Raw genomic sequence first — 14393 nt, 5'->3', positions numbered from 1 at the left:
TTGAAAAATGTCCCGGACCGCCGGTGCGGCTGGTCCGGGGTGTGATAGTAAATGCGATCGTTGACGAAGTCAAAGACAACCTGCCGCCGGCCGGGTGGTTACCGGTGGAACTGGCTGCCTGGCGGGTTGATCACGGGTGGCTATCGGGCAGCGGCGACCGGGATCTGCCGTTCTCCAGCCCGAATGAATTTGACACCGGCCCGGGGCACCACGGCCAGGGCCATGGCCGCCCTGTCTTCGACGGGCACGGCGGACATGGTCTCCATGGCGAGAATTTCCAGGCCCCCGCCGGCAAGAAGGACTTTCATGATGGTGGTTCGGTTGTAAAAATCCACGTTGCGGGAGAAAATGACGAGATGGCGGGCAAAATCCACGGCAGGGATCGTCTGGTCCGGCATCAACGCCTGCCATACGGCCGCAAAGGTCCGCAGGTCATCAATGTAGCCGACGCGGGACTGTTGCTGGCCGTCGGGCAGCAGGCCCAGCCGGTCCACGGGAAAATCTCCGCTCCAGCGGTCCGCGATCGCCAATTCCACCGGTGCATCGTCTTTTGCCTCCATGGTCGCACATCCGGCGATGCACAGGACGAACAGGCAGGTCGTGATCAGCATTTCGGGAACTGGTTTCCGTCTCATGGTTCTCCTTTCGAATCCGTCAACGGTTTCAATACGATGGCCGTGCGCGAGGGCAGGTAGAGGTATAACCGGCGGCCCCATGGACTGTTTTTTTCCTTCAGGGCGTGGTGGATCTGGTCCGGTGCCAGGCGGCCGTGACCGCCGAAGTCCCGATGATCCGAATCCAGAACCATTCGATAAGACCCGCCCGGTGCGGGAATGCCATAGTCCACGAAGGATCGGGACGGATGAAAATTGAAGACAAAGATCCATCCGGCCCGGACGAAGGCCAGGATCTTGTCGGGATCATGATCCCACAGCAATGCGGGCTCCTGCCCCGCCAGCAGCCCGGCCTCACGGGCCAGGGCGATCATGCGCCGGTCGAACCGTGCCAGCAGCCCGTACTTGAGTCCGGGATCGTCTGCCAGGTGCCACTGCCGCCGGGCGTAGCAAAAGCTCCAGCCGTTGCCCTCCCGGGGAAAGTCGATCCAGTCGGGGTGGCCGAACTCGTTGCCCATGAAGTTCAGGTAGCCGCCGCCCGCCGTGGCCAGCGTGACCAGCCGGATCATCTTGTGCAGGCCCATGGCCCGGTTCACAACGGGGTCCGGATCGTCGACGGACATGTGGTGGTAGATCCCGGCATCGGCCATGCGGAACATCAGGGTCTTGTCCCCCACCAGCGCCTGGTCGTGGGACTCGGCATAGCTGATGGTCCGCTCCGAGCGCCGGCGATTGGTCAACTCGTGCCACAATTGTCCCATGGGCCAGCTTTCGTCGGGGGTGTCCTTGACCAGTCGGATCCAGTAGTCGGGGACCCCCATGGCGAAGCGGCAGTCGAACCCCGTCCCCCCGTCGGCAACGGGCAGCGCCAGCCCCGGCATGCCGCTGATGTCTTCCGCCACGGTCAAGGCGTCCGGACGCAGACGGTGAATCACCTGGTTGGCCAGGGTCAGGTAGGCCAGGGCGTCCTCGTCCACCGCCTCGTTGAAGTAGTCGTCGTACCCGCTGAACGCTTTCTCCAGGCCATGGTGGCGGTAGAGCATGCTGGTGATGCCGTCGAAACGGAAGCCGTCCACATGAAAGGCATCCAGCCAGTAACGGCAGTTGGACAGCAGAAAATGGACGACCTGGGGCTTGCCGTAGTCGAAACAGCGGCTGTCCCAGGCGTGGTGGTATCCCCGGGGCCCCTGGTGGAAGTAGAGGTATTCGGTGCCGTCGAACAGACCCAGGCCCTCGACGGTGTTGGACACGGCGTGGGAATGCACCAGGTCCATGATGACGGCAAGCCCCTGCTCGTGGGCCGCATCGATCAGCGCCATGAGGTCTTCCGGGGGGCCGAACCGGGAGGACGGGGCGAAAAAACTGGACACGTGGTAGCCGAAAGAGCCGTAGTAGGGATGCTCCTGAACGGCCATGAGTTGAATGGTGTTGTAACCCGACCCGGCGATACGCGGCAGGATGCGGGCGGTGAATTCGCGCCATGAGCCGATTTTTTCGGCATCCTGGGCCATGCCGGCGTGAACCTCGTAAATCAGCGGCGGGTGATCCGGGCGCCGGAAATCGGGTTGCCGCCAGCGGTAGGGCTCATCCGGTGCCCATACCTGGGCGTTGAAGATCAGGGTGGCCGGATCCTGCACCACCCGGCGGGCATAGGCCGGAATGCGGTCGCCCCGGCCGCCGTTCCAGTGGATACGAAGACGAAACAGATCGCCGTGATGCAATGCGTCCGCCGGCAGGTTGATTTCCCACTGCCCGTCGTCGGCCGACCGTGACAGGGCGAAGGCCGGGTCGTCGGTCCAGCCGCAGAAATCGCCGATCAGATAAACGGCCGTGGCGTTGGGCGCCCATTCCCTGAAAATCCACCCGGCCGCCGTCCGGTGCAGGCCGAAGTGCTCGTGCCCCGATGCCAGGTCCGGCAGATCGACGCGCCCCCCGGTGACCCGCTCGCGCATCCCCTGGATATGCCCCAGGCGCCGCATCAGCGCCGGGCGGTGGGCCTTGAGGTAGGGGTCGGTATCGATCAGGCGATCGACGAGGGTATTGATGGCAACCATGATTTTAGCCGTTTAGGGGTTTAGGCAGTAGGCCCAAGGATGCATGAGCATACCATGCTTTCCTGAACGTCTGCAGCCGACAGCCTTCTACCTATCCACCTGCCCAAGGCCTCTGGCCTTCGGCATTAATTTATAAGTGGTCTTTCCAGCATCTTCTCGTACAGGTCGATATAGCGCCGGGCCGTATTGGCATGGTTGAAGGATGCGGCGCTTTCTTTCATGATGCGCTCAACCTGACTGCGCTTCTGCGACGCCGGCCTCCTGAAAAAATCCATGGCCTGGGTCACGGCCCAGTACAATCCGCCGGCATCGTAATTTTCAAATAAAAACCCGTTGCCGACACCCCGGTCCGCATCGAGATGGGTGATGGTGTCATGAATGCCGCCGGTGTCATGAGCCACCGGAAGCGCACCATAGATGGGGGCAATCATCTGGGGCAGGCCGCAGGGTTCGAACAGGGAGGGCATGAGAATGAAGTCGGCGGCCGCGTATGCCAGATGTTCCATGCTTTCATTGAAGTCGCACACCGCCACCCGGCTGTGAAACCCGTGGTGGCTGACGATGTCCCGAAAGGTCTGCTGGTAGTCGCCGTTGGCCACGAACACCACCTGAAGGTTCATGTCCCAGTAATCGGAAATGATCCCGTAAAAGGCCTCGGCCAGCAGCTGGCAGCCCTTCTGTACCGGATCCAGCCGCGACGGCCAGAAAAACAGCGGGGCGTTGTCGTCCCGGATCAGCCCCAGGGTATCCTGCAGGTGGCGCTTGTTCGCCCGCTTGCCGGCCGGGTGGTCGCCGGCCGTGTAGTTGCGGTGAATCTCCCTGTCCGTTTGCGGGTTGAAGGCCGGGTCGGGGGCGTTGAGGATCCCCACGCCGCAGCTGGCATTGAATTTGTTGGTCAACTCCTGCCGCAGGGGCCACGCCACGAAATCGTGGCGCCCCTCGACGATCTCCTCGAGAAACCGGGGGCTGACGGTATTGACGAAGTGGGCGCCGAACACACCGCTGGCGAGAAAATCTACCGGATTGCGGTCCCAGGCCTCCTCATAACTCGCCGAGAAGTTCTCATAATAAAGATGCTGCCAGAAATAGGCCGCATCGATGCCGCGGTCCTCGATGTGGGCCAGGGTGGCTTTGACCGTGTGGATGTTGTGGATGGTGAACAGGCAGGGAATGCCCATCTGCCGGGCCATGGCCGGAATGAGGCCCGTCATCCAGTCATTGCAGTGGATCAGGTCGGGCCGCACCCGGGGAACGATGTTGTTGATCACCTCGCGCTGGAACGCCAGCGAAAGCTTGGTGTTTTCACCGCCGTAGGCCGAGTACACGCGATTCAGGTAGAAAAAGGCCCGGTCCTCGGCCAGGTGCACCCGGTCGTCGGGCATGACGTTGCGGATGGTCCACTGCTCCCGTTCGAGAAACGGCGCCAGCCGGCCGCGGAAGATCGACCGGTAGTCCGGCAGGGCCACGTGTACGTCGGCGCCCTCGTTGAACAGGGCGCTGACCAGGGCGGCCGATACATCGGCCAGGCCGCCGGCCTTGGCCGTGAGATATCGGGAAAAATTGCCCATTCGATCGGGAAGGTAGGTCACTTCCGGGGTAACGACCAGCACCCGGGGATTCCGTTTGGCCGACGACATCGGCGCCTCCTTTTAATTTGCGTTCAGCGTTCCGGGTTCCTGGTTCAATTTTTTTCGACCCCGCTCACAGGGACGGCATGCAGTTAACGAAACCAGAAGGGAATCCGTAAACGGTGAACCGTGAACCCAGAACCGCCACCCCCTTACGCCCAGGTCAGCAACTCGGGCCGGTAACGGATCCACGCATCGGCATCGGGGGTCACCCGGACGGTGAAGCCGTAGCGGCCGGAATCCGTGCACGGCAGCTGGCAGCAATAGAGATACGTGCCCGGCGACCGCTCTTCCTTGACGCGCATCATCTTCACCAGGGGGGCATCGATGCGGTCCAGATGGCGCATTTTTCCGTAGTACAGCTCCACCTTGATTTCATCCGGGCGAAGCTCGCCGGTCTGGACCACCGTGGTCACCTCAAAGGACTGGTTCACCCGGAAGGGCCCTTCCGCACTGCGCACAGGCGGTGCCACCTTGATCTGGGGCCATTTATCCAGGAAACGACGATGCTGATCACCCAGCCGGCGGGCTTCCGCGCCACCATCGGCCACCAGTTCCTCGTACCGGCGGCTGGCGGGCAGGTAAAACCGCTCTTCGTATTCCGAAATCATCCGCAGGCTGCAGAACCGGGCCATGGCCATCTTCATTGAGGCTTTCATCATCTTCAGCCAGGCCTTGGGCGTTCCGCCGGCCGTACGGTCGTAGTAGAGCGGCGCCACCTCATTTTCGATGATGTTGTACAGGGCCTGGCTTTCCACCACATCCTGGTAGTTGTGGTCCTGGTACTCCTCCCCGTTTCCGATACGCCAGCCCCGCTCCGGGCTGTACCCCTCACACCACCAGCCATCCATGATGCTCACGTTGAGCACCCCGTTCAGGGCCGCCTTCATCCCGGAGGTACCGCAGGCCTCCATGGGGCGGCGGGGGGTGTTGAGCCAGACGTCCGCGCCCTGAACCAGGACGCGGGCAATATGCATGTCGTAGTCTTCGATAAAGGTGAACCGGTGGCGCAGGTTGGTCCGCCGGCCGAAATCCACCAGGCTGCGGATTATCCCCTTTCCCTCGTTGTCCTTGGGATGGGCCTTGCCGGCAAAAACGAACTGGACCGGCCGGTCCGCGGAATTGATGATGGCTTCCAGCCGGTCGGGATCCTGGAAAAGCAGGTGGGCGCGCTTGTAGGTGGCAAAGCGCCGGGCGAAGGCAATGGTGAGGACGTCCTGGTCCAGCACCGACTCCACGGTTTTCATCACGTTCAACGGGGCATTCCGGCGCCCGTACTGGCGGGACATGAGTTCCCGTACGGTCCGGATCAGCCGGGAGCGGCACATTTCATGGGCCTGCCACAGCTCTTCGTCGAAGATGTCGTCGATACGGTCGGCATTTTCCGGGATGGTGGACCCCATGTTCCACTGGGGCCCCAGGTGCCGATCGAACAGCGGCCTGATTTCCGGTGCCAGCACGGTGGGGATGTGGACCCCGTTGGTGACGTGGGTGATGGGCGTCTCGTCGTCGGATCGGGTCGGCCAGATGTGGGACCACATGTGCCGGGCCACCCGGCCGTGCAGCTGGCTCACCCCGTTGATGTACTGGGCGGTGCGCAGCCCCAGGATAAACATGGAAAAGGGGGATTCCGATGCGGCCCCGTCCGGCTGTCCCAGGGCCACCAGCTTATCGGTGCTGAGACCGAAGCGGGATGCGAGCGGCTGGAGGTAGGGTTTGACCATGGCAGGAGGGAATTCATCGTGGCCGGCAGCCACCGGGGTATGGGTGGTAAACACCGTGGTGCGGGGCACGATTTCCCGTGCCGTTTCCAGGCTGATATCGTATCGGTCCATGATCTGTCGCAGGCGTTCCAGCCCCACGAAGGCGCAGTGCCCCTCGTTCATGTGGCTGACCGTGGGATGGATGCCCAAAGCATCCAGCGCCCGCATGCCGCCGATCCCTAAAAGCACCTCCTGGGCCAGGCGGGTATACTGCTCCCCGGAGTAGAGCCGCGCGGTAATGTCGCGGACCTCGGAGGAATTTTCCGGCAGGTTGGTGTCCAGCAGGATCAGTGGAATGCGACCGATGTCGATCTGCCAGACCTGGGCGTGAATATCCCCGCCGATTCCGGCCAGACGGATCACCAGGGAGTTTCCGTTTTTATCCTTTTGCTTGATCAGGGGCAGGTGATACTGGTCGGTTTCCGGATAGGCTTCCTGCTGCCACCCGTCTTTATCCAGGTACTGGCTGAAGTATCCTTCCCGATAGAGCAGCCCCACACCCACCAGGGGCATTTTCAGCCCCGACGCCGCCTTGAGGTGATCGCCGGCCAGGATGCCGAGCCCACCGGCAAACAGGGGCAGGGTTTCATGAATGCCGAACTCCATGGAGAAATAGGCCACGGTTTCGCCCTCGTCCCACGGGCTCTCGCCGTTGGTCTGGTTCAGCACCCGATTTTCGTAGCGCTTGCGCACCTGCTCCAGGTGGGCCAGGTAGCTGTCGTCCTGGGCCAGCTCTTCGTACCGGTCCTGGGGGATGCGGGTGGCAAAGACGATCGGATTCCTTCCCGATGCCTCCCACAGCCGCGGGTTGATGCGCCGGAACAATTCGATCGCATTCTGGTTCCAGCTCCACCAGAGATTTCGCGACAGCGTTTCCAGAAAAGCGAGCGGCTTGGGAATGTCGGGAAAAACCTGGAATGTTTGGATGAACTTCATAGTGGTGCTCCTTGGTTCATGGGCCGGACGAGGCGCCCCCCGGTCCGGCGGGCATGGCATTCAAAAATCAAATCAGCGCGTGCCGGATCGGCACAACGGTTAAGATTACGCGTCCTTTGCGGATTACAAGACCACCACCGAATTTTCACAGTCGCCGAAATCGCTTTTCACATAGCGGTCCGCCTCCCAGTCGTTCTCCCAGGTGGTCTGGTCGATGAGGTAGCGGAACTGGTAGGCCTCGCCGGGGACGAGGTCCACGACGGCCTTGAACTCTCCGCTTTTGAGCCGCGTCATGGGTGTCTTTACCGTACTCCAGCCGTTGAATTCGCCCACGATGTGGACGGTTCTGGCCCCCGAGGCCGCTGCCTTGGGAAGCCGGAAGGTCACTTTACACCGGTCTTTGCGTTTAAGATATTGTTTTTTCAAGCTCACCATCTACCTCCCGAATGATTTTTAATTATGTTTAGGGTTATTCTGCGGGTTCGTGCAATCCCTCAATCCCCCGATCCCCCGATCTTGACCCACACCCGCAGCAACTCGCTCACCCCCCACGCCTGTGCGTCACAGCCGCGTCGATGGTGCGGGGCGTCACCGTCCACGATCTCCGGCACATGGCCCGCGCACCCGTCATCGATCAGCCGGCTGCTGCTGGACAGCCAGGCCAGGGCCGCCGGGTATTCGGCGGGACCGAAACAATCGGCCCAGGCTTCGCAGAAACTGGGAAAGACCCAGGTCCAGGCCGTGCCGTTATGGTAGGCCGGTTTGCGGCGGGTGTCCTCATCGCCCCCGTAGACGCCCACGTATGGGGACACCGGATCGTTGACCAGCACGCCGTCGTGATAAACCGGCAGCGCCGGGTCCACGGGCCGGTCCGCCAGGCTGCGGATGGCGCCGGGAACGATCAGTTCCTGGCAGGCGAACAGGACGCGTTCGGCCACCGCCTTATCCGCCACCGCCCCCAGGGTCAGGGCAAAAAGCTGGTTGGGCCGCAGGGCATTGTCGGCCACTGCCGCCCGGGCCGGCGTGCCGGGACCGGCGTGCAGACAGTCGGACAGGTAGCCCAGGTCGTCACGGAAAAACAGGTCCAGTATGGATTGCCGCACCTGGCCGGCCAGATGCCGCCACCGCTGGCGGCCCTCCGGCGCATCCACGCGGCCCAGGTAGTCTAAAGCGGCCTGCCACAGGGCCTGGATCTCGATGGGGTACCCCTGGCGCGGGGTACCGGCCGGATAGTTGGTGTCCATCCAGGTGAAATGGGACGGACTGAAGAGCAGCCCCGTGGCCGCATCCATGACGATGCCGTTGGGCGTGCCGGCCATGATGGAACGGGCGATGGAGAGGAGGACCTGCAGCAGCGTCCGCCCCCCGCAATCGGTTTCCAGCAGGGCCTCCTGCCCGACCGCCGCCCCCAGTTCGTCGCATACCCGAAAGAGCCACAGGGGCGCATCCGAAGTGTCCCGGTTGCCCGTATCGGCGCCGCGGATCATGTTGGGGATGGTACCGTCCCGCTCAAACACGGCAAATTGAACGATGATGGCGCGGGCCTCGGCATGGCGTCCGGCGGCGATGATGCCGCGGGCCACGATGAGGGTATCGCGCCCCCAGTCCAGAAACCAGGGATAACCGGCGATCACGGTCGAGTACCGGTCCCGTTTGACGATGTACTGGGCGAGCGCTTTTTTCAGTGCGGCCACCGGCGGCTCCCAGCGGGGCGAGGCCTCGAAAAACCGGCGGACCCGTCGGCGCAGGTCAGCCGGCCGGCCGGCCGGTGCACCATCGTCCGACGGCACCCGGGCGCCAAGGATCTCGCTCCGGCCGCCGGCCAGCGGCCCGGAAAAATAGCCGGGGCTGAACAGATCCGAGTCCGGATCCTGGCCCCGCTGGGCTTCCTGGAAACGGTGCACCATGTAATGCCATTGGGGTTCCACGAAAAAATCGGCCCGCTCGGCCCGGACCTCGAGCGAATGACCATCGACGGGATGGAAGACAAAGCCCTTTTCCAGCCCGGTGACCGAAGCCGGAAAGTGGTGCTCCGCGCCGGTATAGGCCTTGGTGGCCTCGTGAAAATTGCGGTCCTCGATGTCCGGACGCAGGATGAGGGTCACCGGGCGGTCGTCGGCCAGGCGATCCTTGCGGCCGCCGGCCGGATGCCGGTAAAAGACCATCTCGACGGCGTTCCTGCCGGGAATCATCCGGATGCCGACGCTCAGGACCACGTGCTGCCCCTGACCCGAAGGGATGTGGTACTGCCAGGCCCCCCATCCATCGAAATCGAAACCGAAGGCATCCAGGCAGTCCGGGCCGATCTCCTGGGAAAACCCCTGGAACACCACCCACCCCCGCAGCCGGGCCAGCAAGATCCGCCGGTCTTCGGGAACGTCCGGGTTGAGGTTGGCGGCCAGGAGTGCATCGTAGCGGCTGGGCAGCAGCCCCCAGTGGGCGTGGGCCCGGGTCATGGCGCCCCGACCGTTGGTGCCCAGCATATGAATGCTGGAAAGCCGTTTGCGCGGCCGGGTAAAGATTTTCCTCACCCGGAACTGACCGGCAGCGGCCAGGAACAGCAGGGGGGCCTCGTGGTGGGTGCAGCCGTCAGGGGCAAAGCAGGAAAGCTTCAAGGTTCGCGGCCTGTGCCGGCCGCCGACGGGCAGCGGCCGGAACAGGATAAAACAGCGGCCGGCGTCATCGGTCAGGCTGTCCTCGACCGCCATGGTCGTTTTGTTGTCGGTAATCGACGCCCGAAACGGATGGGGGGTGCGCACCAGCAGGAAATGGCCCGGGGGCAGCATCACCTCCCGCCGCAGATCGGCGGGAAACTGCCAGACCACCACCCGCGGGGCGGCCCCGTCGGGAGTCATGGATCGGCAGAAATCCAGGGGCGAGGCCTGCATCCGTGCGGCGGCCCGGTCCGGGTCCCAGCCGCCCAGGTCACCGACCCCCCGGTAAAACCGCCAGGTCTCCAGCACCTTTGCACGCATCCGTTGCCGCAGAAGGTGGTCCGGACCGCGCGGGAATCGGCGCTCGGTGCGGATGACCCGATCCAGGGCACCCGGTTCGTCGGTCAGGCAGCACACCTGCCCCGGTTCCAGCAGGACCCGTGCGGTCCGGTCGTCGCCGCCGATGGGCACCGGCTGGCCGCTGAGCAGGTCCATGGGCGCATCCCCGTTTACGGGAGACCGGCTTCGGGTCCAGGCGATGTCAGTGGCCGACGCCGTATCCAGGTTGACCAGCACCAGCACCCCCCCGCCATCCGTCCGGTATCGGCGGGCGGCCGCGAGGGCATTGCCCGGGCCCTGCTGGATCATCTCCACCCGAACCGGATGAAAAAATGCCGGATGAACCGTAAGCAGGGCGTTGAGCCGGCGAATATAATCCACCTGGTTTTCCGGCCCCCCCCAGTTCAGGGACGGCGACCCATGGACATCGATCTTCTCCGTGGCCAGCCATTCCACCCCGTTGGCGAATCCGAAGCCCCCCTGGCTGGAGAGCAGCGCGCACAGGGCGGTCCGCATCCGGGCCCAGGCATGCGACGTGGCCGCCAGGCGCGGGTTGTCGTGCGTTTCGGCAAAATGGATGGCGGTGCCGTCGGCCTCTGAGATTTCTATGGCGCCGGGCAGGTAGCCTTCGATCTGCCCGCGGTCATAGTTTTGGAACAATTCGCTGTAGGCCCAGTTGAAATCGGCCCAGTCCAGCAGTTCCCGGGTGACGGAGATCTTGCCCCCCAGGCCCTCCAGCAGGAATATCACGTTGGGGAACTGGTCGCGGACCTTGCCGATCATGTAGCGCCAGGCCTTCGTGGGGATCATGTAGCCGGCATCGCAGCGAAACCCGTCCACGCCGCGGCGGCACCAGGTGAGAAACACATCGGCCATGTACTGCCACAGGTCCTGGTGCCGGTAATCCAGCCGGGTGAGATCCGCCCAGACCACCCCCCAGGCGCCCGGGTTTTCGATCTGCCCGTCCGCTTCCCGGGCGAGCCAGCCGGGGTGCGTTTCGTGGAGGCTGGCCGCCCAGCCGGTGTGGTTGATGGCGATATCGATAAACAGGCGCGCCCCCCGGGCGTGAACGCCATCCACCAGCTCGATGAACTGCTCCAGGGGGGTGGCCGTGGCGTCGAATTCGGCCAGGGCCGGGTCAACGGCGGTAAAACTCAGGGCTGCATAGGGGCTGCCGAACCGGCCCATGCGGGCATAGGTGGTCGGGGTGGGATGAATGGGCAACAGCTGAAGGATCCGGCATCCCAGGTGGCCGATGATGAAATCCAGCTCCCCGATCAGGTCCCGGAACGTCCCCGACGGGGGAATGACCGTGTAGCCGGCCCGGTCCAGGCGGTTGACCGTCTCGTCGGCAACGCCCCCATTCCCTTCTTTGCCGGGGCCGAACTGACGAACGAAGGCATTGTAGATGATGTTGGCGCAGCAGGTATCCGCCGGCGCCACGTTGATGGCGGTATTGGCCCCGGGGGGCCACAAGGGGTCGCTGCGCTCCGGGCTAAGGAAATAGCCCTTGGCTTCGAAGTGGCCCACTTCGGTCAGGGCGACGGTAAGGGTGAAATGGCCCTTTTCGACGGCGGTCATGGGAATATCGTACCAGCAGCGGCCCAGCGGGTTTTCCAGGTGGTCCACCTGCCGGATGATTTCCCGGCGAACCGAGCGGGCGTGCCCCAGGCTGGTCCGCAGCCAGGCCTGCCCGTCCCATGAAGCGGGCACCTTCAGGTGGAAGGTGATCGTATCTCCTGTAAAATGAAGCTGTCGGGCCCCGGGCAGGGGCACCTGTTCGATGGCATCGGATTGAACCATGGTCGGATGTTGTCGCCTGTCTTTTTCGGTTGCCGGCTGACGGCCTTCGTCGCCGCATGATTCCCGGCACGCCTTCACCGGCAAGGGTGCCGGGGGTGTCAACCGCCAGCGGGGTCAAGGGTCTACACGAACGGAAAGGGTGGCTCTCAATGTGGTTCTGATGGAATGCGGCAGCGGTCACCGAGAGCAGAATAAAGTATATGCGTTTCCCTTGTCAATACAACCCCGGTTTTACTCCGGGGGTCAGGCGGACTTGCCCGGGTGAAACCCTGTCCGCCGCAGGATGAACAGGTTGCTGGCGACCACCACCCCGGTCCCGGCCAGCACCGGCACGGTCAGCACTTCTCTCCACAGCAGCCAGCCGGCCAGGGCGGCCCATACAATGGCCGTGTAGGTGTAGGGCGCCAGGAAGGAGGCTTCGGCAAAGCGAAACGCCGCCGTCTTGGCCAGCTGCTGGATGGCGGTAAAAATGCCGATGCCGGCAATCCAGGGCAGGATTCCGCCATCGGGCAAGGTGCCGTAGATCAGGGTGTACGGAGCGGACAGCACCACCCCGCCCAGGATGAAATAGAAAACCGTCGTCAGCGGGTTTTCAGTCCGCCCCAGGTTGCGAAGGGCCATGTCCACCAGGGCGATGCACAGGGCCGCCCCCACCCCCACCATGGACGCCGGATCGGCCAGCAGGTTCACCGACGGCCGGGCGATCAGCAGGATCCCTCCGAATCCCACCGCCACCGCCATCCACCGGCCCCCATCCACCCGTTCCTTTAAAAGAAGGGGAGACAGGGCGGTGACAAACAGCGGCGCGGAAAAAAGCAGGGCCGTGGCGTTGGCCATGGGCAGCAGGGAGTACGCCCAGAAGACCAGGCCCACGCCGACGTTGCCCACCGCCGCCCGGTACAGGTGGGCGCCGATCCGGCGGGTCCTGAAAACCGACAGGGGACGGGTGGCCAGCATGTAGGGGACCAGCAGGCCCAACGCCACCACGCCCCGGTAAAAGACCATCTCAACCGGGTTGTGGGCCACGCTGCTGGCCTTGGCGCAGGTGTTCATCAGCACGATGCACAAGGTGGCCAGCAGAATCAGCAGCACGCCCGTGTAAACGCCCTCGGCGCCGGGCCGGTCGACGGTCTGCCCGCTCATGGCTTCCTGTTCCGCAGCACCAGCGCCCCGGCTGACATCAGGACCAGTCCGGCGGCCAGGCTCAGCGGGAACCAGAAAAATGTATCCCTGAAGACCATGTTCTCAACACCCTGGGGGGGCATCCCGACGGCGTCGAATCCCGCCTTCTTTGCCTCCAGAAGCCCCGCATAGACCAGCCCGATAAACCCGTAGGAAAGGTTATAGGCCAGCCCCTTGAAACTGAGCACCGTGGCCCGGCGTGAGGAGGAGGCCTGCTGATTGACGAAATAGCTGACGTAAAAACCCACCATGTACAGGGCGGAAAAAGCCACCAGGGCCGGGAACAGGCCTGCAATCGGCCAGAAAAAGGCCATGCCGCAGAGCCCGGCAAGGGCCGTGGCCGCAGTGGTCCACAGGCAGAATGCCGGGGATCGGTTTTCGGCGATGCGAAGCGCCAGGCGGGGGATGAACAATCCCGCCACCGCCATCACCGACCCCAGGATCCCGAATACCGATTCGGGCAGGTCCACCAGCCGGTAGTACTGGCTGGCCAGCGTGATGACCATGCGCAGAATGCCGTCGAACAGCATCCCGAAAAGGATCACGGCCAGGACAAACGGGGTCTTGAGAATCCATCCACCGGTGGAGAGAGTGAGTCTGAATGCATCCATGGCCGACCCGCCAAACGGTTTTTCACAGGTGCCGTCCGCCTCGGGGGCGGGGCAGATCTCTTCCAGGCGCAGTACGGCGGCCAGGGCCAGCACGGCCAGGAGGAAGGTCAGGTACAGGGGAAACCGAAGGGTCTGGGACTGGATGAACACATGGTCCGATCCAACGGCGGACGCCATGCGTGTCATCAGGTCCGGGTCGTACACAGCGGCCCCGATGGTCATGGTGAGGATAAACATGACCGACCGAAGGCGCATCTGCACGTCCAGCACCCGCCCCCACTGGTCGGCCATGCCCCTGGCCTGAAGGGCGTCATAGGCGATGGCCTCGTCGGCACCGCTGGCAGCCGCTTCGGCAAGACCGCTGAGCACACGGTTGACCAGGAAAAAACTGAACAGCAGCGGGATGTTACCCATCGGAGCGATGCAGAAGATCGCCATTTCCACGAGCATGGAAACGGCGGCGAACACCAGCAGGCGGCGGCGGCCGATGATGTCCGCCAGGGCGCCGGAAGGCACCTCGGCCATCACGATGGTGGCCGCCCAGACCGCATTGAGGATGGAAAACTGGGCCACGGTAAGCCCGAAATCCAGAAACAGGACGGTAAAAATCGGGTAGTAGAACCGGCAATTGAAAAAGACCCGGAAGGCGATGAACATGCGGACGTTGTTCACCGAAAAGGGTGAGTGGGCAGCGGGGTCTGACATGTCGGTTTTCAGTGGTCTGTCTCCCGATTGGAGGTTGAAGCCATAGCGTTCCCGCAAGATCTTTCCGGATCCCGTCCGCCGTGGGGCGGCACGCCGGGCCTGGA

General features: G+C 63.6%; 8 protein-coding genes. All 8 read right to left on the bottom strand.

What is annotated here, in order from left to right; translation table 11 throughout:
- Positions 1-140: 140 nt before the first annotated feature.
- Positions 141-635 carry a hypothetical protein gene (locus tag DSCA_RS24240; protein WP_155318899.1) on the bottom strand — a complete coding sequence of 165 codons (495 nt, stop codon included), beginning with the start codon at positions 633-635 and terminating at the stop codon, positions 141-143.
- Positions 632-2668 (bottom strand): alpha amylase C-terminal domain-containing protein, encoded by a 2037-nt coding sequence (locus tag DSCA_RS24235; RefSeq protein ID WP_155318898.1) that lies wholly within the window; start codon positions 2666-2668, stop codon positions 632-634. Before DSCA_RS24235 ends, DSCA_RS24240 begins: the two co-directional genes overlap by 4 nt.
- 125 nt (positions 2669-2793) lie before the next feature.
- The gene (locus DSCA_RS24230) at positions 2794-4305 is read right to left on the bottom strand and encodes a glycogen synthase (protein ID WP_155318897.1); all 1512 of its coding nucleotides are present in this window, start codon (positions 4303-4305) and stop codon (positions 2794-2796) included.
- Positions 4306-4448: 143 nt separating this feature from the next.
- Positions 4449-6995 (bottom strand): alpha-glucan family phosphorylase, encoded by a 2547-nt coding sequence (glgP, locus tag DSCA_RS24225; RefSeq protein WP_155318896.1) that lies wholly within the window; start codon positions 6993-6995, stop codon positions 4449-4451.
- A 123-nt stretch (positions 6996-7118) separates the two neighbouring features.
- Complete coding sequence (locus DSCA_RS24220; RefSeq protein WP_231716267.1) at positions 7119-7430, bottom strand: isoamylase early set domain-containing protein; 312 nt, start codon at positions 7428-7430, stop codon at positions 7119-7121.
- Positions 7431-7489: 59 nt separating this feature from the next.
- Entirely contained in the window at positions 7490-11791 is a 4302-nt protein-coding gene (locus DSCA_RS24215) for an amylo-alpha-1,6-glucosidase (RefSeq protein ID WP_155318895.1), read from the bottom strand.
- A 243-nt stretch (positions 11792-12034) separates the two neighbouring features.
- The gene (locus DSCA_RS24210) at positions 12035-12934 is read right to left on the bottom strand and encodes a DMT family transporter (RefSeq protein ID WP_155318894.1); all 900 of its coding nucleotides are present in this window, start codon (positions 12932-12934) and stop codon (positions 12035-12037) included.
- Positions 12931-14289, bottom strand: a complete 1359-nt coding sequence (locus tag DSCA_RS24205) for an MFS transporter (protein ID WP_155318893.1) — start codon at positions 14287-14289, stop codon at positions 12931-12933. The genes DSCA_RS24210 and DSCA_RS24205 overlap by 4 nt, the downstream gene beginning before the upstream one ends.
- Positions 14290-14393 lie beyond the last annotated feature (104 nt).

It is taken from the genome of Desulfosarcina alkanivorans (genome assembly GCF_009688945.1).
Lineage (GTDB): Bacteria > Desulfobacterota > Desulfobacteria > Desulfobacterales > Desulfosarcinaceae > Desulfosarcina > Desulfosarcina alkanivorans.
Note: the sequence above shows the minus strand (reverse complement) of the source record. Positions and strands in the feature narration are given on the sequence as shown.